The sequence below is a fragment of the Staphylococcus sp. SUC_1.2 genome (assembly GCF_026222585.1).
The window spans coordinates 1-25,092 of sequence record NZ_JANJPM010000033.1 but is presented as its reverse complement, the minus strand read 5'-3'; the positions used below and the strand labels follow the sequence as shown (position 1 = coordinate 25,092).

Annotated in this window: 19 protein-coding genes and 1 other RNA gene; 2 read left to right on the top strand and 18 right to left on the bottom strand. The window is 31.5% G+C overall.

Annotated elements, in window-relative coordinates:
* From NR218_RS10630 to NR218_RS10590, 9 genes are all read right to left on the bottom strand, one after another.
* The coding region (locus tag NR218_RS10630; RefSeq protein WP_265883397.1) for a YSIRK-type signal peptide-containing protein at positions 1-3,270 on the bottom strand (3,270 nt) is incomplete at its 3' end.
* Positions 3,271-3,658: 388 nt separating this feature from the next.
* Positions 3,659-4,537, bottom strand: a complete 879-nt coding sequence (locus NR218_RS10625; RefSeq protein ID WP_011275765.1) for a 5'-3' exonuclease — start codon at positions 4,535-4,537, stop codon at positions 3,659-3,661.
* A gap of 16 nt (positions 4,538-4,553) precedes the next feature.
* Positions 4,554-7,997, bottom strand: coding sequence for a dynamin family protein (locus tag NR218_RS10620; protein WP_011275764.1), 3,444 nt, complete (start codon positions 7,995-7,997; stop codon positions 4,554-4,556).
* Positions 7,998-8,229: 232 nt separating this feature from the next.
* Positions 8,230-8,868: an SDR family oxidoreductase gene (locus tag NR218_RS10615; protein WP_011275763.1), complete on the bottom strand. Its 639-nt coding sequence runs from the start codon at positions 8,866-8,868 to the stop codon at positions 8,230-8,232.
* 165 nt (positions 8,869-9,033) lie between these two features.
* A complete protein-coding gene (locus NR218_RS10610) occupies positions 9,034-10,167 on the bottom strand; it encodes a THUMP domain-containing class I SAM-dependent RNA methyltransferase (protein ID WP_037558748.1) in 1,134 nt (377 codons plus the stop codon).
* A 116-nt stretch (positions 10,168-10,283) separates the two neighbouring features.
* Positions 10,284-10,667: RNase P RNA component class B (rnpB, locus tag NR218_RS10605), an RNA gene on the bottom strand.
* A 133-nt stretch (positions 10,668-10,800) separates the two neighbouring features.
* Positions 10,801-11,139, bottom strand: a complete 339-nt coding sequence (gene gpsB, locus NR218_RS10600; protein WP_011275761.1) for a cell division regulator GpsB — start codon at positions 11,137-11,139, stop codon at positions 10,801-10,803.
* A 10-nt stretch (positions 11,140-11,149) separates the two neighbouring features.
* The gene (locus NR218_RS10595; RefSeq protein WP_011275760.1) at positions 11,150-11,713 is read right to left on the bottom strand and encodes a DUF1273 domain-containing protein; all 564 of its coding nucleotides are present in this window, start codon (positions 11,711-11,713) and stop codon (positions 11,150-11,152) included.
* Positions 11,714-11,723: 10 nt separating this feature from the next.
* Positions 11,724-12,062, bottom strand: a complete 339-nt coding sequence (locus tag NR218_RS10590; RefSeq protein ID WP_011275759.1) for a DUF1798 family protein — start codon at positions 12,060-12,062, stop codon at positions 11,724-11,726.
* A gap of 304 nt (positions 12,063-12,366) precedes the next feature.
* Between NR218_RS10590 and recU the strand changes: the two genes are divergently transcribed.
* Both recU and NR218_RS10580 read left to right on the top strand, forming a co-directional pair.
* Positions 12,367-12,993 carry a Holliday junction resolvase RecU gene (gene recU / locus NR218_RS10585; protein ID WP_016931249.1) on the top strand — a complete coding sequence of 209 codons (627 nt, stop codon included), beginning with the start codon at positions 12,367-12,369 and terminating at the stop codon, positions 12,991-12,993.
* Entirely contained in the window at positions 12,990-15,269 is a 2,280-nt protein-coding gene (locus NR218_RS10580) for a transglycosylase domain-containing protein (protein ID WP_049394881.1), read from the top strand. Before recU ends, NR218_RS10580 begins: the two co-directional genes overlap by 4 nt.
* Positions 15,270-15,431: 162 nt before the next feature.
* On the opposite strand, the gene NR218_RS10575 is transcribed toward NR218_RS10580, so the two are convergent.
* The 9 genes from NR218_RS10575 to NR218_RS10535 form a co-directional block, all read right to left on the bottom strand.
* Positions 15,432-15,761, bottom strand: a complete 330-nt coding sequence (locus tag NR218_RS10575) for a YpoC family protein (RefSeq protein ID WP_011275756.1) — start codon at positions 15,759-15,761, stop codon at positions 15,432-15,434.
* A 4-nt stretch (positions 15,762-15,765) separates the two neighbouring features.
* On the bottom strand, positions 15,766-16,425 hold the full coding sequence (nth, locus tag NR218_RS10570) for an endonuclease III (RefSeq protein ID WP_011275755.1): 660 nt from the start codon (positions 16,423-16,425) through the stop codon (positions 15,766-15,768).
* Positions 16,415-17,101 carry a DnaD domain-containing protein gene (locus NR218_RS10565; RefSeq protein WP_011275754.1) on the bottom strand — a complete coding sequence of 229 codons (687 nt, stop codon included), beginning with the start codon at positions 17,099-17,101 and terminating at the stop codon, positions 16,415-16,417. The genes nth and NR218_RS10565 overlap by 11 nt, the downstream gene beginning before the upstream one ends.
* 89 nt (positions 17,102-17,190) lie before the next feature.
* Positions 17,191-18,483, bottom strand: coding sequence for an asparagine--tRNA ligase (gene asnS / locus NR218_RS10560; protein WP_011275753.1), 1,293 nt, complete (start codon positions 18,481-18,483; stop codon positions 17,191-17,193).
* Between the two features lie 110 nt (positions 18,484-18,593).
* Positions 18,594-21,296: a helicase C-terminal domain-containing protein gene (locus NR218_RS10555; protein ID WP_011275752.1), complete on the bottom strand. Its 2,703-nt coding sequence runs from the start codon at positions 21,294-21,296 to the stop codon at positions 18,594-18,596.
* A gap of 32 nt (positions 21,297-21,328) precedes the next feature.
* Positions 21,329-22,300: a biotin--[acetyl-CoA-carboxylase] ligase gene (locus NR218_RS10550; RefSeq protein ID WP_053020214.1), complete on the bottom strand. Its 972-nt coding sequence runs from the start codon at positions 22,298-22,300 to the stop codon at positions 21,329-21,331.
* The gene (locus NR218_RS10545) at positions 22,287-23,489 is read right to left on the bottom strand and encodes a CCA tRNA nucleotidyltransferase (RefSeq protein WP_037558740.1); all 1,203 of its coding nucleotides are present in this window, start codon (positions 23,487-23,489) and stop codon (positions 22,287-22,289) included. The genes NR218_RS10550 and NR218_RS10545 overlap by 14 nt, the downstream gene beginning before the upstream one ends.
* 1 nt (position 23,490) lies before the next feature.
* Positions 23,491-24,621, bottom strand: coding sequence for an N-acetyl-alpha-D-glucosaminyl L-malate synthase BshA (gene bshA, locus NR218_RS10540; RefSeq protein ID WP_049394878.1), 1,131 nt, complete (start codon positions 24,619-24,621; stop codon positions 23,491-23,493).
* A gap of 27 nt (positions 24,622-24,648) precedes the next feature.
* Positions 24,649-24,966 (bottom strand): nucleotide pyrophosphohydrolase, encoded by a 318-nt coding sequence (locus tag NR218_RS10535; RefSeq protein WP_011275748.1) that lies wholly within the window; start codon positions 24,964-24,966, stop codon positions 24,649-24,651.
* Positions 24,967-25,092 lie beyond the last annotated feature (126 nt).

Genomic DNA, 25,092 nt, shown 5'->3' with positions numbered 1-25,092 from the left:
TGTAGAGCTATTCGGATGTTCCGCATTATCAATTGCTTTAGCCGTAACATTACCTTCTGGAATAGGTCTTGTTGGTGTAATATTGACACGACCTGAACTATCTGTAGTTCCAGTTCCTATGATCTGCCCATTTTTATCTAATAATTGAACATTCGTATTCGGATCAGTTGTAACTGTAACAGGATCAGTCGTACCTGCTTTTCCTCCTAAAGGTGAAGTAACTCTAGGTTTAGTTGGTGGTGTAGTATCCGTCGCTTTTCTAGGTGCAGACGTTGAAACGTTGTTAGCAGGGTCATAAGCTTTAGCAATGACATTACCTTCGACAATTGGAGTTGTAGGAGTAATGATGACATGACCATTTCCGTCTGTTGTGCCAGTACCTATAATATGCCCATTTTTATCAATTAAATCCACTCGTGTATTTGGATCAGTAGTGACAGTTATAGGAGTTAAAGTAGTCGCTTTTCCTGTTAAATCTGTATCAACAGTTGGAACTGTTGGTGGAATAGTATCTGTTACTGGTACATGATCAGAATCAATTGAATTAGGTGTTTCTGCACCATCTGTAGCACGTGCATAGATTTTTCCTAAAGGTAGTGGCTCTCTTGGCGTAATAATACCGTGACCGTCCATTTCAGTAAGAACTACACCGTAACTTTTACCATTTTCATCAAAAATCTCTACTCTAGTCAATACATCTGTAGAAACATCTATAGGTGTTCGTGTCCCTACTTTATTAACTAAGTTAGTATTAATTACTGGTTTTCTAGGTGGTGTTGTATCTGTAACGTGTCTTGGATCAGATGTTGCATTATTAGTTTCATCAGTTTGATCATATGCTTTCGCTGTGATATTACCCTCGAAAAGATAATGATCAGGTGTAATATTAACATGTCCGTTAGAGCCAGTAATACCACGACCGATGACATTATTATTTTTATCTAATAGCTCAACTCGCGTATTTGGAGTAGATGTAATGTCGATAACTGGTGAAGAGAAAGCTTTACCCGCAACATCTGTATTAATTACTGGTTTCATCACAGGTATAAGCGTTGTTGCTTGAACAGGTATCGAAAACGAACTATTTGGATGTAAAGCATTATCAGTTGCTTTGGCAGTCACATTACCTTCAGGAATAACACGATCTGGCGTAATTATTACATGACCACTACTATCTGTTGTACCTGCACCAAAAATACGACCATTTTTATCTATTAATGCAACTTGTGTATTTGGATCAGTAGAAACATCAATCGGTGTTAATGTACCAGCTTTGTAAACTAATCTTGTGTTAATTACAGGTGTTGTAGGTGGAATTGTGTCAGTTGCAAATTTAGGATCAGATGTTGAAACTTTTGATTCATCGCTGTGATTATATGCTTTCGCAGTGACATTACCTTCAGGTATAGGACGAGTTGGCGTAATGTATGCATGTCCACTAGAATCTGTTGTACCTGTACCAATTTTATTGCCATTTTTATCGAAAATTTCTACTTTAGTATTCGGATCTGTAGATACATCAATAACTGTTGTCGTTGTTGCTTTGCCTACTAAATCAGAGTTAATTGTTGGTTTCACAGGTGGTTGGTTCTCGATAGATGGCAGTGCACCATCTTCAGGTAATATACGACCTGATAAAACTGTATAAGCAGATTTACTTACACCACCCATAGCAGCTGTATTGGCATATGACCAAGCATTTTCAAGCTCGGCAGTTGTTACATTATCTCTTAATTTAACTTCAAGATGCATGTGATACGCTCGATTAGCACCTTCTGGATGGTTAGGGTCGACTTGAATACCAATACCATAGTTCCATCCACTAAAAATGCCTCGTTGGTCTTCAACAGCTTTTCTCAAATCAGGGTTATTTCTATTAGAATGGAAATATTCGTTCGCATCACTATTAAAGCTTCTACCTGGACGAACACCGAAACTAAGATAAAATGTTGTATGACCAAAATCATGCTGATTACTTCTTAGCATATCAATCGTTTGCGTACTATTATCTGGATCGATAATAAAATCGCTAGGTGATTCACTTAATAGACTATTTCTACCACTTCTTTTTTCGTAAGCTGCGTAAGATAGATTTCTAACTGAATCGCTAGCGAACGAACCATCTGAATTCAATTTCATTACTTTATATGGTAATAGCAAAGCCATACCTAAACGTTGTTGTGATCCAGGTGATATAAAGTTAACGCCGTCATTATTGAAGAATACATCATAAACTAAGTATTTTGAATTACCTTCATGTTTATAATAAGCACGCATAACGGTCTTTCTAGAAGTTATACCTTCTACACCGTTTTTTTGTTGACCAGTACCTAACGCCCTACCATCAGGTAATGACGCATAGTTACGTTGGTACACAATGACGTTTCTACCGGCATTCCAACGACCATTTAAAGTTGTAAATCTAAAATTAGTCCCTTTTTCAATTTGTTGACCGTTTCTTGGATCGCGTTTACCTGATTGAGAACGAGTAATCACATTTGCTAATGAATTACGTGTTTGCTCTAATCTTGTAACTAAGTCTAAAAGTGATTGTTGCGAAACATTACTAGATTGAGTGAAACTACTACTTTCTACAGTTAATTTTTTCGCTTCTTCAATGTTAGGATTTGAAGGTTCTATAGTTTCAACTTCTAATAATTTACTTTGAATTTCTTGAGTAAGATTTGTCAGTTTAGAAATGTTTTTGCTATCAATTTTCTGTCTGTTATCCGACTTAGATTCTCTAGGTGTATCTATCTTATCATCAATTTGTTTAACTGATTTTGAACTAGAGAATTTAACTTTCTGTTTACTTTGATTCGAAGATTGCGTCCCTACGATTGGTGAAGATTTTTCTTTCAGTTCATTTGTTTTTTCTTCTTTAGTAACTGGCGAACTTTCTTCTATTTTTTCTTTAATAGATGTTGATGTCGAATTAGTAATTTCTTTTTCGCTTGTTTGAGTTTCTAAAGCCTTTTTTTCTGTAGATGTTTTGTCTACAAATTTTGACTGCTTATTAATTTCTACAGTTTGATCAGAAGTTTGATCATTTTGAATTGTTATTGCATCATTTGGATTACTATTTTTGTCTCGGGATGTTTGGGATTCAGTATTTTGCTGTGCTTTTTCAACTGCCGCGTTGGTATTTTCACTCGCATGGGCTTGATCAGTATGCGTTCCTAGAAATACTAACGTGGCGATTAATGTTGAGAAAGTTCCTACTGCATACTTACGAATACTGAACTTTTGTAGTTTATCTCGATAATTCATTGATGCGCTTCTCTCCTATTCTATGTTGTATATTCTTGATGTTGATGTTATGAGTATTTTTTTGAAAAGGAATTCCGATAACACATAGCTCAATATCAAATGGATTGATAATTAAGTTACCATGAATATTGTCTGAATTTTTGCTTAATATTAGAGCATAAAAAATTACTCGACAAAAGTTTTATAACTCCTCTCGGGTATTAAATTTCAATTATCATTTTTGAAATGAACAATTCAATAGTTGTTCTGTTTAATTGTAGCATTAATTTAATTGTGTGTGAATTAGAATTTTAATTATTAATATAAAAAAAATATATATATTGAACATCATTTAAATGTAGTTAAAAAAGGCTCGAAACATATTACAGTCTCGAGTCTTTGTCCTAAGTTATAACTTTGTTGATATATATTTTCCAGAAACATAAAGTTCATGTTCATTGCAAATTGAAAGTATCTGATTTAATGAGTGTGCATAAGCCATATCTCTATAAATCTCCACACTATTAAGTGGCACTTCGGTATATATTTCAGCCAATCGCTTAGATAAAGTTAAATTATCTTTGTCAGCTTCAATTTTTTTGCGTTGTGCAGGTGTCAATTGATCTATATTTGAAAGTACATTTTCAACACTTCCATAGGTTTGAATTAATTTGAGGGCTGTTTTCTCCCCTATTCCTTTTACACCGGGATATCCATCTGCACTATCACCCATAAAAGCTTTAATATCAATTAGTTGCTGTGGATTTAACTGATATTCTTCATTAAAACGAGCTAAGGTATATCGATTATAAATATTAAATCCTTTCTTTATTAACCAAACTTCTACATTATTATTAATGCATTGTAATAAGTCTTTATCTCCAGTGATGATGTGGACCTCGTTATTATCAGAAAATGTTTTTGCCAAAGTTCCTATCACATCATCAGCTTCATAATTAGTCATTCCAACATTTATAAATCCAAATTGGTCTGAAATTTCTTTGACGTAGTCAAACTGTGGAATAAGCTCTTCTGGTGGTGCTGGACGATTTTGCTTATAGTCAGTATACATATCATTTCTAAAAGTGGATTGTCCCATATCCCAACATACGGCTACATGACTAGGATTGATTTCATTTATTGCTGTGAAGATATGTCTAACGAAACCTTGAATTCCGTTAGTTGGTATATCTTTTGAATTATACATAAATTGATTGTGTAAACTTGTAGCATAGAAATGTCTAAATAATAAAGCCATTCCATCTACTAATAGGACACGATTTTCCATATTTTGTGCCTTCCTTCTATTTTAATAGTGCGTTTAATTTTTGATTCGCAATACGTAATTGCTCGATTAATGTATTGTCTAAATTAAATGATAATAATTCATCGATTTGATCTTGAATCGCATCCTCAATTTGCGCTAATTTCTCTTCAGCTTCTTTATTCATTGAAGCAACATACTGAATCAATGCCTGTCTAAATTCACTAATTTGATTTTGCAATAACTCTAATGTATTTGAACTGATTAGTTCTTGTAACTCTCGTTGAGTATTTGGATTCAAAATTCGACGTTTCGTTAATTGTTTAGGTAAAGCATTAATCATATCATTTAAATCAACACGCAAGAATGCCTTTTCGGTAAAATTAGGCATAATTGAAAAATCAGTATTAATAAATACATGCAATTGATTTAATTTTTGGATTGTCGGTGCGACTTGTTCGCTAAGTTGACGATTATAATATTTCTTAATTCGTTCAACTAATAAACTTTGTTCTAAATATAGTCGTTGATGTATTTGATCTAAAAATGCTTTAGAAGAAACTTTCTTTTCGTCATTAAAATCACTATTTTGAGTCATCTGACTATTATATATACTTTTAACATCATCCAATAATTGTAATTTTAATCTGCCATTTAAATGATAAATCTGATCTTCAACTTCATTATTAGTATGTTGTTCGGTAGTAAATAGCAATTGATTCGGTAACCTTTGTTCATTTTGATATTTCTTCAATTGTTGCTGGTGTTGTTCAATATGAGATTGGTTAGTTTTATAATCATGAATCATCTCTTCGAAAGAAATATTGATTTGCTCAAGTTGTTTAACCATTTGTTGCACTAAAATTATATTTGAATCAACTTCTACAAATTGGTCAATGCTATGACGCAGCTGATTAATACCTTCATCGTTCCCTCTCAATGCTTGTCTACTTGAAACACCAAAGATATCTGACTTCAAGTTTACTTGAGTTAAAGCATCTTTAACGTAATGTTTTACCGCAGCTAAATCATCACTGTTTTCTGAAAGGTCTACAGCGTTGATAACCATTTTGAATGCTTGATTTTCATTAAGTTGATTCATCTCTTTCATATGTTCGATGAAGTTTTTATCATTATCTGTAAATGAATGATTAAAATAACTCACATATAAAATTAAATCGGATGAAGTTAAAATTTGTTCAGTTTCATTTGTATGACGTTGATTGTTTGAATGTAAGCCTAGTGAATCAACGATTATTTTTCCTTTCAACCATTCTAATGGTAAATTGATGTGCACGGTTTTAACAAAAGTAGCAAACTCATCTTCAGCACTCCATTTTTTTATTTCCTCTTGAGAAATCGTATGTTTCACACCTTCATCCAACATATCTTTATACATAGAAAAATGTTTGTGAACTGCACTTACAAAAGCAAGTTGGTTCTTTTCTAATTTGTTTTTTAATTGTTGTACATCAGATTGGACAAATGCTTCGAGTGATTCGAAAGAAACATTATGGTATTCAATGAGTTGATTAAGTTCATTTAATAGTTGTTCTTCAGTTTTAAGTGTGATTTGACTATCCTCACCGTAAGATAATTCAGTCGTAGCTGCAGTTGTAGGATTTGGTGAACTTACTAAGTATTGCCCACCTAATAAGGCATTAATTAAACTACTTTTTCCTGCACTGAACGTACCAAATACACCAATTTTGACAAGTTTATTTTCTAATCGTTCTAACGTATCTTTAATATCATTTTTTGTTCTATCAAATAATGGTACAGGTTCAATAATGTTTAATGCTTCTTGAATGTTAACCTTTTTAGTATTACGCTCATTTGAATTTTCATCAGAGGCCTTCTCTTCTTTTTCTAAAACTTGATCATTGCTTTCTACAATATAGTTTGCTTCAGTTCTACCTATTAATTTATCTAAAGAGTCATCCATATGGATATAATAATGTTGATAATTTTTAGTAGTTAGAGATTCTTTTAAATTTTGTAATTCAATATAATGCTCATATATCTGTAGATCATCATTAGTTTCTTCTGTTAAACCTTGAGCTTGTGTATGATCAATCGCTTGATTAAATAACGGATTGGATTGTTTTTCTACATAATTAGTAATTGCTTTAAGCACTTCATCACTAAAAGTAAGTACATAAGTATTACTTATACTCGTTTGAGGTTGATATAAATTGGAAATTAAACTTGAATCTATTTCGTAATGTTGATTTAATACATCACGATTAACCTCAGAGCTATTAATAAAACGCGTTAAAAATGACATGTCCTCTCGCAATGGTTGTCGAATTTGTTGATTAACTTTGTCTTGAAGTTTTGAAACAACATTCTGTAAACGTGCTTCTTGTTCCTCTTGCTTTTTCTTCTTTTTATTTAAAAGGCCGCCAACTTTAAAATCATCACTCATACTTTCAAGATAATGTCTAATATCTTCACGCATGTCATGTGTCATAATGTATGCATTATCTAATATATCTTTTCGCTTTTGCTTTAAAAAACTTAGTAATTGATCAGGATTATTTAAGAGTCGAGCTTCTTCACTAACGGCTTGATTTTGTTGAAATTTAGCATAGGCTTGTTCAAATTCATCTTCATTTATATTAAGCTGTTCTAGAATGTATTGTAGTTCATTTTGAATATATCCTAATTGAGCCTCTGTAATAAACTTAACTGTACGATTTACATAGTTCTCAATAGGTTCTCTATAATTATCTTTCTCTACTAAATATTGAGAAAGACGTGAAAGTTCATTTTCGGGATGATCAAATTTTGTCACATAGAAAATATCTGTAAGTTTAATGTCCCAATCTTCTATTGATTTATTGACTCTTTGTTTGAAAGTTTCAAAAGTAATTTCATCTTCATTATGTTTGTCGATTTGATTAATGATAAAAATGACTGGTATACCTACATCATTCATTCTTTTAATAAATTGAAAATTTAATGCAGATTGTACATGATTGTAATCTACTGTATAGAACAAAATATTGCTGGTATACATGAATTGTTCAGTTGTAGACTGATGTGTAGCTACGTTTGAGTCTACGCCAGGTGTATCTTGAAGCGTAAAACCATTTTTGAATTTTGAAGAAGGAAAATTAATTTCAACAGACTCTACATCTACATTTAAACGATTCATTTTTTTGACTTCGTCATATGTTTTTAATTTTGTATATTGTTGATTTTCTAAATTAGCTATAATTTCTTGTTTATCTGCAACAGATACGATTGCAGTATTACTTGTGGTAGGTACTGGTGAACTTGGAAGAATATCCTGTTCTAATAATAAGTTAATTAATGTGGATTTCCCCGCCGAAAAGTGACCAACAAAAGAAGCGGTATATTGATTTAAATATACCTTTTTTATTACTTGATTAATAGTATGTATTAAAGTTGAATTTTTTGATTTTTCAACTTCTTTTTTTAATTTATATAAAATATCTAATTGTTCATTATTAGTCATGCTAAGTCCCCTTTGTTTCAAACATTCAAATAAAAAAGTAACAGCCTGAGACATACTTAATGTAACAGGCTATTCTTAATCTGGTAGGCAGATTTAAAATTAAATATACTATTTAAGTTTACTCAACAAAAATTATACTTACTAAAGTAAAAACTTTAATTATTATTTCTGACTAGCTACCTATTTATTAAATTTTATCACAACAATAGTTTGAAACAAATATAAAGAATAGTTATTTGAACCAAGCTGGTTTATCTCCATCAGTGTTTGGTTTATTAACACCTATGTTTTCTTTAGAATATAGTTCTGGGTTTTTCGCTATACGTACAGCTAAACTTGCAATACTGCGTCTTGAAACTTCTGTTCCTCTAAATTGAGTATCCTTCGATGTAACTTCGTAATCTGTCTCATTTTTAAATGTAAGCCATGCTGGACGAATAATTGTATAATCTAATGTTGATGCTTCTATAATATCTGCAGCTTTACGATATTTTGTCAATTTATCTCCAAATTGAGATTTATTAAATTCATTAAATTTAGCTGGTAATTCATCGTAAATACCAGGGGCAGCTACAAAGATTAATCGTTTAACATCTTTTTTAGACATAGCATCTACAATAGCTTGTGCTTCGATATCTAGTGATCCAGATAGACTAGCAAATACAACATCAACTTTATCAAGTGCTTGCTCTAAATCTTTTGAGTTTTTAGCATCACCTTCATAAACTGTTACTCGATTTGATGCGTAATCAGGAATTCGATGCGCATTTCTTAAAAATAAATCGACATTAAAATTAGAATCCTCTAAAAATAATTTAGTAGCCTCGATAGAGACCTTACCATTTGCGCCTATTATTAATACTGTTTGCATATTTTTTCTCTCCTTACTAAGATGTATATAAAATTATGTATTTGTATCTATATTTAACACTCTTATTATCACTTTACATCAGTAATAATAAGAGTGCTAATGAATTGATTAAATTAATTAAATATTATTAGATACATTAAGAAAAATTTACAAATTTAATAAAAATTATATAGTAGTTGGCTTTTTACCCCAATATTGGTAATAAGTACATTCAATGTAGCCGTTAAATAATTTTCTTCTTTTAGTAGCTTTTCGATTAACTAAAAATTCGAATTCCTTGTTACTAGTTAAGATGTAAGTTGATAAATGTGAATGTTGATTCATTAATTTACCAATATAACGATACATTTCTTCGACTTCTTCCCTATCTCCAATTCGTTCACCATATGGAGGGTTTCCAACTAAAGCTACTGGTTCATCGGTATCAATTGTTAATGTATTCACATCTTTAACACTAAATTGGATTATATCTGCCAAACCGACTTCTTCAGCATTACGTTTAGCAATTTCAACCATTTCAGGATCTATATCTGATGCAAACACTCGAATGTCTTTATCGTAATTAGCTTGTTGATCAGCTTCATCTCGCATATCATCATAAATATTGGGAGGCATAATATTCCATTCTTCAGAAACAAAATCTCGATTGAACCCTGGTGCAATATTTTGAGCGATTAAACATGCTTCTATGGCAATAGTACCTGAACCACAGAAAGGATCTATAAAAGGCGTATCTCCCTTCCAATTGGCAAGTCGTACTAGACTCGCTGCCAAGGTTTCTTTAATAGGAGCTTCCCCCTGAGCAATACGATATCCACGACGGTTCAAACCTGAACCTGAGGTATCGATAGTCAATAATACATTATCTTTTAAAATAGCTACCTCAACAGGGTATTTAGCACCACTTTCATTTAACCAGCCTTTTTCATCATAAGCTTTCTTTAAACGTTCAACAATTGCTTTTTTAGTAATAGCTTGACAGTCTGGTACACTATACAGTGTTGATTTAACACTTCTACCTTGAACTGGGAATTGCCCTTCTTTATCAATAATGTTTTCCCAAGGTAGCGATTTTGTTTTTTCAAAAAGTTCATCAAATGTTGAAGCGTTGAAACGACCTACAACAATTTTAATACGATCAGCTGTGCGTAACCATAAATTGCATTGCACAATAGCTTTAGCATCACCTTCAAAAAAGATACGTCCATTTTCAACCTGTGTTTCATAACCGAGTTCTTGGATTTCTTTGGCTACAACAGCCTCTAATCCCATTGGACAAACTGCTAATAATTGGAACATTACGTTTTCTCCTTTTTTATAAATATATTTATATGTTAACAAAATTTATTTATTATGTATGAGTAAAAAACAAAAAGCTCTCCAATCAATGGGAGAGCTAAACTAGTTCATGATATTTCTGTAAGCCATGTTCTGTACCGTTGTACTCATAACGTACACTAGTTGTACTGGTACGTCGGTGGTAACCATCTGTCTACAAATCTTTATATTTCGAATAAAGATGTCTCGTTTATACGTTGAATTCCGCTAAACAAGTGCTCCTACCAAATTTGGATTGCTCACTCGAGGGGTTTACCGCGTTCCACCCTTCATATTTCTATGAAAGCTACGTCACTGTGGCACTTTCAAACTAATTTAACCATATCATAAGACTTAGGTTATTTCGTTGCCGTCAAATTAATGCCTTGATTTATTGTTTCATCAAGCACGAACACTACAATCATCTCAGACTGTGTGAGCATGGACTTTCCTCTATATTTCTATAGCGATTACCCAAAATATCACTTTTGCGATTATATCATAATATTTTATACTATAACAGATATTTTTATAGAATATCTGTTGCTAATTGAATACTTAACATTTTTCAATAAATATCCAATTGATAACACTCATTAATTAAGCTAAGTTAAATTACTTTCCAAAAACAGCTTTTTCTAAGTTTGAAATTCGTTTCAAAATATCAACATTATTGTTTGATGAACTTGAGTTGTTTGAAGAAAATGATTTATTGTCAGAAGGTCTTGATGTTGCCACTCTTAGTCTTAATTCTTCAACTTCTTTTTTTAATTTGTTATTTTCTTCAGACAATTTTACAACTTCATTATTCATATCAGCCATTTTTTGATAATCTGTAATGATATCATCTAAAAAAGCATCTACTTCCTCACGACGATAACCACGGGCCATAGTTTTTTCGAAATCTTTTTCATAGATATCTTTTGCTGAAAGCTTTAAAGAAACATCTGCCATTTTTTCCACCTCATTCGAAACTTTGATCTTGCTCCCACTGCATATCATTTATAAAATCAGTGAGTTCATCAAATGCCACAATATCACAAGTATAGTTTGTTTTATTTATAAAATCAACTAACATCCTTTTAAAGAATTTTGGGCTTCCTTCTTGCTCTTCATCATAAATAAGTATAGTCATATCTGTATGATCTAACATAAACTGATCTGTTTGTTTAAATTGAAATGGTCCTTCATATTCGGTATGATGTACACTTTCCATAAAATCAGCTTCTTGAGCAATTTTATTATACTTCATTTGATTCTGTTCATTCCACTTAGAAGTATGCCCATAAAAAGGCGTTATAATTCCTAATTTTAAATCGGGATACTCAACTCGCAAATCAATAACTACTTCAGCAGTCCATAATTCAATACCAAGTTGTCCTTGAATAAGTACCCACTCAAGCCCTTCATCAATATATTGTAATAATTTATGTTTGATAAAAGCTTTTAAATAATACACTTCAGGTGCGTCATCTTTGAAAATATTTAGTTCAAAAGATTTATACCCTGTTACATACACAGTTTTCAAATGCTCAACATCACCCTTCAATAGTTTGATAAATATAATTTAAATCGTAGTTAACAGCTTTTAACTTCTCATTAAAAAGCTTTTTGCTTGTTCTATAAAAGTGACAATCTACTGATAGTTCTTTATATGACTTAATTAGTAAATCAAACTTATTAGCATTCATATAACTCAATTGAATAATCTGGGGTTTTAATTTAATGAGATTTTCTAACTTAGTGTCTATCGCTTGCGAATAAGGGTAAACTACTTCATAAAAATCATAGTTCGTCTCGGAATTTTTAACAATATTATAGCGATCTTCTATTGTATGTAATTCATTGATTAAATCATTTATCAACATAGTATCCATGAAGACGCCCCCTTATATTCAATTTAATTTATCATAATTTAATCTAACCGTCATTCAAATTGCTAGCCATATAAACAGGATAAATACATTGAAATATTGTTTTACTAGTTAATTAACGTTAAAATAAAGTAGATTAATAATGAAATTCATAGATAAGATTAAAGACTTATTTGTCTATTTCTATTATTATCTATCATAGTTTGAACATATAATCATTTTTTCGTAAATGATTATTAATAGTATTAGTTAGTGTAAGTTTTACATAACCACTATTATATGAATTCAAACTTGTGTGGTGAATTAAATGAATTACCCTAATGGTAAACCTTTTAAGGGAAATACGACTATGGTCGGAAGAAATGGTAAATCGAATTCTAGTAATATAGAATATGGTGGCCGTGGTATGACTCTTGAAAAGGATATTGAACTTTCTAATGATTATTATTTAAAACATGGTAAAGCGGTTATTCATAAAAAGCCAACACCTGTTCAAATCGTTAATGTTCATTATCCCAAGCGAAGTAAAGCAGTTATAAATGAGGCTTACTTTCGTACACCTTCAACTACTGATTATAATGGCGTATATAATGGCTATTATATTGATTTTGAAGCAAAGGAAACTAAAAATAAAACATCTTTTCCTTTGAATAATATTCATGATCATCAAGTAGAACATATGAAAAATGCATTTCTTCAAAAAGGAATTGTATTTTTAATTATAAGATTTAAATTACTTGATGAAGTATATTTATTGCCATTTTCCAAATTTCAAAAATATTGGGATAGATATAAAAATGAAATAAAAAAATCAATAACAGTTGAAGAAATAAGAAAAAATAGTTACTATATTCCTTATCAGTATCAACCAAGATTAAATTACCTCAATGCAGTTGATAAGTTGATATTAGATGAAAGTGAGGACCGCGTATGACGGAAAATAAAGGATCTTCTCAACCTAAAAATGGTAAAAATGGGAAGTCCAAAGCAAAAAAGAATAAGAATGTGAAAAGAACGATTATCAAGATTATTGGCTTTTTATTAATTGCCTTTATCGTTTTAGTTCTATTAGGCATTTTATTATTTGCGTATTATGCATGGAAAGCTCCTGCATTTACCGAATCTAAATTACAAGATCCTAAACCGGCAGAAATTTACGACAGAAATGGTGACTTAGTAAAAAAATTAGATAACGGCGCAAGAAGAGAACATGTTGAGTTAAAAGATGTTCCTAAAAATATGAGAAATGCTGTGTTAGCAACTGAAGATAACCGATTCTATGACCACGGTGCAATTGACTATAAACGTTTATTTGGTGCCATTGGTAAAAACTTGACTGGTGGATTTGGTTCACAAGGTGCATCTACTTTAACACAACAAGTAGTTAAACGAGCATTCTTAAGTGAAGAGAAATCTATCGGACGTAAAGCACAAGAAGCTTACCTATCCTACCGTCTAGAACAAGAGTACAGTAAAGATGAAATCTTCCAAATGTACTTAAATAAAATTTATTATTCAGATGGTGTTTATGGCGTTAAAGCTGCAGCTAAATATTACTTCAATAAAGATTTGAAAGATTTAAATCTTGCGGAAGAAGCATATTTAGCAGGTTTACCACAGGTGCCTAACCTTTATAATATTTACGACAACCCTAAACAAGCGGAAAATCGTAAAAACACTGTACTCTACTTAATGCATTATCACAACAGAATTTCTGATAAAGAGTATAATGCTGCTAAAAAAATTAACTTAAAAGCTAATTTAGTAGATCGTACAGCTAAGGAACGTCAAATTGGCACTGATAACTCTGATTCAGAATACGATTCATATGTAAACTTTGTTAAATCTGAATTGATGAATAATAAAGAATTCAAGAATAAAAACTTGAGTGATGTTCTTCAAAGTGGAATTAAGATTTACACAAATATGGACAAAGATGTTCAAAAAACATTACAAGATCGTATAGATAACGGTAATTACTATAAAAATGAAGACCAACGTGTTGGTTCTACAATTCTTGATAGTAAGACTGGTGGCTTAGTCGCAATTTCTGGAGGTCGTAACTTCAAAGACGTTGTTGACAATAACGCTGCAACTGATGCGCATTTAACTGGTTCATCATTGAAACCGTTCTTAGCTTATGGTCCAGCTATTGAAAACATGCAATGGGCTACGAATCATGCAATTCAAGACGAATCAAGCTATTCAATTGATGGTGGTACATTCCGTAACTATGATGGAAATGGACATGGTACTGTAACTGCGTATGATGCGTTAAGACAAAGTTTCAACATTCCAGCGCTTAAAACTTGGCAACAAGTTAATTCACAAGCTGGAGATAATGCAGTTAAGAAATTCGCATCAAAAGTTGGATTAGATTATCAAAGTGACATCGGTCCTTCTGATGTACTTGGTGGTGGCGCTTCTGAGTTCTCACCTACTCAATTAGCATCTGCTTTCGCAGCAATTGCTAACGGTGGTACTTACAATAACGCACATTCTATCCAAAAAGTTGTAACAGCTGATGATGACACAATTGAGTTTGACCATACAAGTCATAAAGCTATGAAAGACTACACTTCTTATATGTTAGCTGAAATGCTTACAGGTACATTCAAAGCCTATGGTTCAGCCTATGGACATGGCGTATCAGGCGTTACTATGGGTGCTAAAACTGGTACAAGTACTTATGGTACTGAAATTAACCAACAATATAACCTACCTGATAACGCTGCAAAAGACGTTTGGATTAATGGTTTCACACCTAAATACACAATGTCTATCTGGATGGGCTTCAGTGAAATTAAAGAAGGTGGCGTTAACTCATTCTTAGGTCACTCAGAACAAGAATATCCACAATATTTATATGAGGATGTTATGTCTGATATTACTTCAAGTGATGATGGTGACTTCAAGAAACCAGATTCAGTTAACGGCTCAAGTGCTGATAATTTATCAGTAAGTGGTCATCCAGATAACAACACGACTAATCGTGAAGTAAATGGTAGCAGTGGCTCAAGTTCATCAAATAGCTCAAATAGTTCAAATAACTCAAGTAATTCTAATACTAGTAACACTAATAATAGTGGCAATACTAATTCAGGAACTACAAACAATAATTCAACAACACAAGGTACTAATACTGTCGGAAGTACACTTTCAAACATCTTTAATTTAAATAGTATTTTCGATTTTAAAAAGTCCTCATAGTGTTTTTGAAATGTTAAATAATTAAAAGAAGGCAATTTCTATTACATCAAATAGAAATTGCCTTTCTTTATATTCATTGATACAAAATTAATTATTTGAATATAAATATAGCCAGTAGATGAATTAAATAACTCATTTTACTGGCTACTTACTGTTATAGTATTAACTTTGTCGCTTTCTTCTAATTTGGTAAGACGCATTCATTTTGATTAACTCACTTTTTAAAGTCTTCATTTGACTATAACCCATAAAGTGATATTTTCTAACTAACATATATTGATAGCGTTCTTCAAAGTTCATTGGAACTACTGGGTATTGATCTAATAATTTGAAATTAATAGTTTCAACTTCATTAATTTCTTTAAAAAATCGAATTATTAAGTCAAAGTACTTATCGATTACTGGCTTAGCGTTTGGTGAATTTAATGCTCTTTGTTTAGTGTATTCATCAAGTAACTCTTCAATTTCTTCAAATTCTTGTTTATTAATCATTTAATCAAGCTTCCTTTAATTGTCCTTTCATACGTTTTTGCCCTTCTCTACAATCATCTAGTAAGGGACATATGTCACACTTAGGCTTTCTAGCTAAACAATGGTAGCGACCAAAGAAGATAAGTTGATGATGACTTCTACTCCATCTTTCCTTTGGAATGATACTACATAATCTATCCTCTACTTGTGTTACATTATCTTTCCATCTATTAATTCCTAGTCGCTTAGAAACACGTTCAACATGCGTATCAACTGCTAATGATGGCTCATCGAAAGCTACACTCATAACAACATTTGCTGTTTTACGACCGACTCCAGCTAAACTTTCTAATTCTTTATGAGTACTCGGAATTTGACCATTGAATTGTTCGAGTAGTGACTGACATAGCTTTTGTATATTTTTCGCTTTGTTACGATATAAGCCAATCGAACGTATATCATTTTGCAGTTCTTCGATATCCACATTTAAATAGTCTTGAGGCGTTTTATACTTTTGAAAAAGCGTACGTGTAACTTTATTTACTAAATTATCGGTACATTGAGCTGATAAAAGGACTGCAATTGTTAATTCGAAAGCATTATCATGTTTGAGCTCGCATTCTGCATTTGGAAACATATCAGCTATGACATCTATCATTTCTAGTGCTTTCTTCTTACTTATCATCTAACTTCTCCCCATTTAACCAATCAAATTTTGGTATATGATTAACCGTATGTGTCATAGATGGCTTGTTAAATTGTTCTCTTATTTTCTTAGATTCTTCAGTAGTTGTGACATTATTCTTTTTCCAATTTAACAATATACGATCTACGTACTTGAAACTAAGTTTATCATGACTATATGCTTCATCTAACGCTGCTCTAATTAAAGTAAAGTCATGCTTGTCTACGTCAATCCATTGATTAAGTGTTTCAATTTCATATGGTGAAATAGGTCTAGCAAACAAGGATTCTATATATTGGAAAAGATCTTTAAAATTTTGTTGAGCTTGATTTGTTAGTTGTTTTGAATGATCTTGAGATAAAATATTGCTTAATTTTTCATAGAAACCATCTAAATTCATATATTCCGTAAATTTACCTTCTTCGTCCTTTTTCACATGAAGTTGCAATAAATCCCTTTGAATTAAATGCTGAATGATGCTAGTTATTTCACGTGGTTCCATATCTGAGCCTAATTTCAATTCATCGATGGATGGTTGTTTATTTGATGTTTCAGAGGCATAAATCAATTTAATTAAAACAATTAAATCTTTTTCTGTCAGTCCTAATTCACTATAATGGTCAAATAATTCTCTTCTAACGACGACAGGACGTGTTTTGAGTTGAATTTTATTCAAATTGATATTCCTCCTCTTTAAAGTTGAAAAAGCGTCCAGTCAACATGCTGACTGGACGAGTAAATTAATATGGTATGTGGGATTAGAACTTATGGATATAAACGATTTAATAATCGTGGGAATGGAGCAGTTTCTCTTACGTGTTCCACACCAGAAATCCAAGCAACAGTTCTTTCTAACCCTAATCCAAATCCGCTATGTGGCACACTACCATAACGACGTAAGTCTAAATAATAGTTATAACTTTCAGCGTCTAATTGATGTTCATCTATACGTTGTTCTAATAATTCTAAATCATTAATACGTTCAGAACCACCAATGATTTCACCATAACCCTCTGGTGCAATCAAATCTGCACATAAAACAGTTTCTTCATTCTCTGGATTTGGTTGCATATAGAATGGTTTAATTTTAGTTGGATAATTTGTAATAAATACCGGTAAATCATAATGATTTGCAATAGCAGTTTCATGTGGTGCACCGAAATCCTCGCCCCACTCAATATCATTGAAACCTTCTTCTTTTAAGAACTTAATTGCATCATCATAAGAAATTCTTGGGAAAGGTGCTGAAACCTTTTCAAGTTTGCTCGTATCTCGATCTAGTGCTTTAAGTTCTAATTGACAATTTTTAAGTACAGATTTAACGACATGTGATACATACTGTTCTTGAACTTCTAAACTTTCCACGTGATTTGTAAATGCCATTTCTGGTTCAATCATCCAGAATTCAATCAAATGGCGTCGAGTTTTAGATTTTTCAGCTCTGAAAGTTGGTCCGAATGAGAATACACGACCATGAGCCATTGCAGCTGCTTCCATATATAATTGACCACTTTGAGAAAGGAATGCATCTTCATCAAAGTACTTAGTATGGAACAATTCACTTGTTCCTTCTGGAGCACTTGCTGTTAAGATTGGAGGATCAATTTTAGTGAATCCATTTTCATTAAAGAATTCGTATGTTGCTCTAATAATTTCATTTCTGATTTTCATAACAGCATGTTGTTTTTTTGAACGCAACCATAAATGTCTATGATCCATTAAAAATTCAGTACCGTGATTTTTAGGTGTAATTGGATAATCATGTGCTTCGTGAATAACTTCAATTGATTTCACTTGCATTTCGTAGCCTAAATCTGAACGGTTATCTTCTGTTATAACACCAGTCACATAAAGTGATGATTCTTGTGTAATTTCTTTAGCTAGTTGGAATGTTTCGTCAGAAACCTCTGATTTAACCACTACACCTTGCATAAAGCCACTACCATCACGTAATTGTAAAAAGGCAATCTTGCCACTTGAACGTTTATTTGTTAACCAAGCACCAATAGTCACTTCTTGGTTAAGATGTTGTTTAGCTTGTTTAATCGTTGTTTTCATAACCAATCTCCTAATTGTCATTCTTTGTAATCAATACTTATTTATTTTAACAAAATAAATTGTGAAGTTCTAGCATGTGAACACGCTATCTCAATGTATAACAGTTTGAATCATTTATTAGCATCAATATTATGTTGGATTTTGTTAACAAGTTTGCTGAATTGTTTAATGTCGCCCTTTTTTTGCTTATAATTTTCTAAAGTTTGAGCAAAAAAGTTTTTATAGTTACTGCTTACAAGACGATCATCAAAAGAGACAATCAACCCTTGATCATCTTCATTGCGAATTAAACGACCTAAACCTTGTCTAAAACGAGTAACTGCGTCAGGTAAAACATAGTCCTTAAAGGTAGAATCAAATTCAGAATCCATAAGCCAATGTTTCGTATTGTATTTATTCATAAATGGAAGTTTAGCTATCATAACACATTTAATACCCTTAGCTTGATAATCAAAACCTTCGAAAAACGTTGATGTGCCAAGTAAAATTGTCTTATCAAAATTATTAAATTGTTGAACAATTTTATAGTTTTGATTTTGTTGTTGTGTAAGTACTACATAGTCTTCAAAAGTGGGTAATTCATTTAATAACTCTTGTACCATGTGCATCATACGGTAGCTTGTAAATAACACTAAACATTTCGAATCAGTGATTGTTACATACTCTTGAATATAATCCACTATAGATGCTACGTAATCATCGATATTTTTGAAGTTATAAGAACTAACATCACTAGGAATATACACGTTCGTATTCGCGTGATTAGATAGTGTCGATGGAACTTGATACGTGTTAAAATGCACATCTTCTTTAAACCAATTTTTAAAGGCATCAAACTTATGATTAAACGTCAATGTTCCAGAAATAAATGTTAATGAATTAAATTTATCTAAAACGCGAGTCGTTAAAATATCACGAACTGCATAATCTTTAACAATTAATTTAATAGTTGACTTTTGAGTTAGATTCCTAATGGATAAGTACGCAGTATGTTTATCTTTTAAACTCTGCTCTATATTTCGATAAGTATCATTAATATATAAAAGTTGTTTGCGTAAAGTCTTAATCGTTTTGTGCGTCATACCATTAAAAATTTCTAATGTCTTATTTATCTTATCAACAATCAAATGCAAATCTTTAAGTATCTGAGTTGAATCAAATTCAAATACATAATGGTGTCGATGTATATCATCATCATAAACGTCAGAGTTTTGAATGATTTCGAATATATGATTAAATAGACGTTCATTTAAATCATGTATTTCTGATATATTCATTTTTAAACCGAATACATCTATCGGTGCGATATCTAAACGTTCTAAAATTCGTTGTTGTTCTAGTTTATCAATCGCTTTTAATAATTTTTCATTTTCATTTTTTCCTATTAAACCAAGTTGATATTTTAAATCTGAATAATCGAGATCATTAGTGACTTGGTTTAATGCATAGTCAGGTAAACGATGTGCCTCATCAATTATACAATCATCGAAAAGTTGATAAATTGAATTCTCTTGGTCTGAGTGTATGAGATGTGCATGATTAGTGATTCCGATTTGAATATGATGTGCATTTCGTTTGATGTAATTGTAATAATGCATATCATGTCTAACTGGTACATAAGTTTCAATCTTTTGGTCAAAATACATTTTCTGACCACCTTTAAGATTTAAATCTTGAATATCTCCAGTTTCCGTTTCGATAATCCAGGTCAATAATTGCATTTTTAAAATATTAACTTCATAGTTGGTAGTTTCATCTTTTAAAATCTGACTAATTAAGCCAAGTGAAATGTATTCAGATTTACTTTTTATAAGTGTGGCATTAATTTTAAAGTTTAGTGCTTGATTGATACTCGGAATATCTTTTAGCAAAAGTTGATTTTGCAACAGTTTAGTATTAGTCGAAATCATGACATGACGTCCAGTTTCAATGTTATACATCAATGCTGCCAAAAGATATGCCAATGACTTTCCACTACCTAAAGGAGCTTCAATCATCGCTTTATCATTGTGCATGAGTTGCTCTAGGATGATTTCAGATAAATATAGTTGTTGTGGACGATATGTTAGATTAAGTGATTTAACTACTTCACTATACAAATCTTTAAGTGATCCATTAAATGATGTTTTAGGCGCTTTTAAATCAATTTGCTTTTTATAAATTATTTGTTCGAATTGACCGTATTGATTATCTAAAGGTGAATTTTCATGTTGACGTACCATTTCAAACAAGACATTAAATAAGTCATATTTTAAATTTTTACTTAAATAATAGAGTTGTTTTAATGTATCTATAGGTAGTTGTTCAAACTTTTGAAAGGCTTTAATCATTAGTAATGCAGTAGTAGTAGCGTCTTCATCAGCCCTATGTGCGTTGTCTAAGGGTATGTCGTGTGCCTCTGCTAATTCACTAAGTTGATAACTCTTATCTGTAGGATAAGCAATTTTAAATAATTCTAACGTATCCAGGACCTTTTTAGGTTTAAAATCTATATTACAGTTTTGAAAGGCCTTTTTTATAAAATTTAAGTCAAAATCAACATTATGAGCAACGAACACACGATCTTTCAATTGTTTGTAAATTTCTTGTGCAATTTCATGAAAATAAGGGGCTTGCTCTAACATGGTATCTTCAATAGAAGTCAATGCTTGGATAAATGGTGGAATATCCAAATCAGTACGAATCATAGAATGATAAGTCCCAGATATTTTATTGTTACTTACAAAAGTAATACCAATTTGTATAATTTCATCATAATCAAGTTGATTGCCAGTTGTCTCTAGATCTACAACTGCATAACTTGTGTGTCCCATAACTAACTCTCCTTATCTTCATGTCATTCGCTTTATATATCTATATCCGCACTAATAAGGCGTCTAACGTCATTATTTTCATCTCTAACTATTAAGAAACCATCGTTATCAATATCGATTGCTTCACCTATAAATTGTTTGTCGTTTTCAGTGAAACGCAATTGGCGTTGCCATATATTTGAGGCTTCAATATACTCATTTCGAATTTCTGTAAAAGGCTTTGTTAAAAATTGTGAATATCGTTTTTCGATTGATGAAATGAGCTTTTTTAAAAATGAGTATCGATTAATTTTATTATTACTATGTAAACGAATGCTTGTTGCTCTCTGTTTAATATCATCAGAAAAATCACTGTCACTGTGGTTTAAATTAATACCAATACCACAAATAATAGCGTCAATTGAATCGTAATTTGCTATCATTTCAGTTAAAAAACCACATACTTTTTTATCAGCAATATATATATCGTTCGGCCATTTAATTTCTACTTTATCATTCGTGAAAGATTGTATTGCATCTCTAATTCCTAAAGCAACAAACAAGTTGAATTTTGGAATCATTGAAAAAGGTACATTTGGACGCAATACTAGAGACATCCATAAGCCTTTTCCTTTTGAAGAAGCCCAATTACGATTAAATCGACCTCTTCCTTTTGTTTGTTCGTCACTTAATATAATCATAGACTTATTATTATCTACCAATTCTTGCTTAGCAATAATCTGAGTTGATTCAACACTTTTAAATACTTTTATCTCCGAAGCTAGTTGTGAATTTTTTAAAATATAAGATACGATTCCATTATACCAACTATCTGGGAGTTCATTTAATTGGTGGCCTTTATGATTGATTGATTCGATTTTGCAACCATCTTTTTTTAATTGATCAATGACTTTTTTAACAGCTGCTCTAGAAATGTTTAGCTGATCAGCAATATATTGTCCCGAAATATATTCAGATTGATGCATATATAGCATACGTATAACATCTTGACTATATTTTGACATTCTCTTTCACCCACTTCAATAATTCATCTTTTAAATTTGGAACTTTATTTGTTAAAACATCAATTTCTATTTGTCTAAGAACTTCTTTCAGCCAAGGACCACTTTTTTTAGACGTAATTCTAAGTATATCTCCACCATTAATATTTAGCTCTCTACGACTTCTAATAGGTAAATGTTGATCAATTTCTTTTATTGATTGAAGATTAAATATTAACGGAGAGGCTATTTTAATGTTATTGTCTTCAAGTATTGAATTAATAGCAATGATATCTATGATATTATTTATACCATAGTCATAAACGAATAATTTTAATTGTTCTTTAGATGAAACTTGAGGCATCTCTATCATTATTTTATGATATTGATTGATTTTAGTTTTCTCATTGTTGCTTATTTTTAAGTCAGAAAGTGAAGTGTTTGTTTGTTCAACAGTCAATAATATTGCTATCCATAATTCAAAGCTTATTGGTGAATTAACTTTAGTTTGCTTCATATCAAGACTTCTAAAGAAAGGTACATAATTAAAGAAATTCAAATCTATTAGGTTTAAGTAGCTTTGGCTTACATTTTGGCCTTTAATTAATTTTTTTAATTCCACGACAATGCGTTCTATAGATAAATGTTCTACATCTGCGATTTGATGTTTCATCGCCTCAAAAGTATCACCTTCTATAGTAAAATTCAATTGGGATTGAAAGCGTAAGCCTCTTAAAATGCGTAATGCATCCTCTTTAAACCGTTCTTTAGCATCACCAACAGTTTTAATAATATGTTGATTTAATGCTACATCACCTTCAAAATAGTCATAAATATTAAAATTTTTATCCATGGCAATTGCATTAATTGTAAAGTCACGACGTTGTAAATCTTCTTTTAAATCACGAACGAAATAGACTTCACTAGGTCTACGATGATCAACATACTCTGCTTCAGCTCTGAAGGTTGTTACTTCATAATTAGTTCCTTGATACACCACATTTATAGTGCCATGCTCTCTCCCGATTGGGATAGTCTTTTCAAATATTGATTCTATTTCATCTGGTGTAGCACTAGTAGTAATATCGATGTCGTGAATGTGTCTGTTCATTAAGTAATCTCTCACCGATCCACCAACGAAATATGCTTCAAATCCATGTTGTTCTATTTTTTCTAAAATGGGTTTTGCTTGATTAAATAGTTCTGTTCCCATACTAATCCTCTTTTTGATTTAACATTTTTCTATAGTAGTGTTCATATTGATCTGTTATTAATTCTGAACCAAATCGTTCGTCAATATCCTTTAACATAGCAGTTTGCATTTTATTATATAATTCTTTATTTGAAAGCAGTTGTAACGCATACTCACTTGCACTAGTGCTATCTCCTATATCCACAATGAAACCAGTCTCATCATGTTTAATAACCTCTTTAATACCACCAGCATTAGAACCTATCGGCACTACTCCTGTTTTCATTGCCTCAAGCAAAGTTAATCCAAAGCTTTCTTTTTCACTTAATAGAAGTACTAAATCAGACATTTGGTAAAATTCACTAACTTGGTCTTGCTTGCCTAAGAATAGTACATCACTATCGATACCTAAGTGACGCGCTAACTTTCTCATGTCTAATAATTCGGGACCGTCTCCTAACAAGATTAATTTACTAGGTACGTTTTTACGAACTTTAGCAAATGTCTCTAATATAGTATCTATGCGTTTCACTTTTCTAAAATTAGATACATGTATAAGTACCTTTTCATCAGGTTTAATACCATATACTTCTTTAAGCGTTTCATCATGACGCGTTGGAAATTCATTTTCACGCACAAAATTATAAATAGGAACAATTTCTTTCTCGGTTTCAATGATAGATTTAGTTTGATGTGCTAAAGAGTGACTCACACTCGTAACAATATCACTTTGTTCAATCCCAAATTTAATGGCGCCTTTGAGAGAGTGGTCGTAACCTAGCACCGTGATATCAGTACCGTGTAACGTGGTCATTATTTTAATATCTTTTCCAGACATTTGACGTGCTAAAATCCCACAAACTGCATGAGGTACTGCATAGTGCATGTGTAATACATCTAAATCATATTCTTTTATAACTTCTGAAATTTTAGTACTCAAAGTAATATCATATGGAGGATATTGAAAGACGGCATATTGATTTACTTCAACTTGATGAAAAGTAATATTAGGTAAAGGTTTACGTATTCTAAAAGGAATATTGGAAGTTATAAAATGTACTTCATGGCCTCTCTCTGCCATTTTTATTCCTAATTCAGTAGCAATAATACCAGAACCGCCCATAGATGGATAACATGTGATACCTATTTTCATGAAAATCTATCCTCCTCTTGTTTATATTTATTTACGTTCAAAACGATTTTTATCTCTAGTGTTGAACTTTTCCATTGTTTCATTAAAACTTTCAGTCATATCAATATCTAATGAATTAGCTATACAAAGTAAAACAAATAAATTGTCTCCTAATTCAGCTTTAATTGTATTATCTTCTTCAGTTTCTTTCTTTTTCTTTTCACCATGATAGTGGTTTATCTCTCTAGCAAGTTCTCCAACCTCTTCTGTTAAACGTGCTAAATTTGCCAGTGGAGAAAAATAACCAGCTTTGAATTGTCCAATGTACGCATCCACTTCATTTTGCATTTCTTTCATAGATTTCATTATGATCACTTTCTCCTTTATTATTAACTCTTATTTAGTATATATCATATTAAAAAATCATGCATTTTATGAATATAAAAAGAGCAGACTATATTTTAAATCATACTGCTATATTTAAAAAATAAA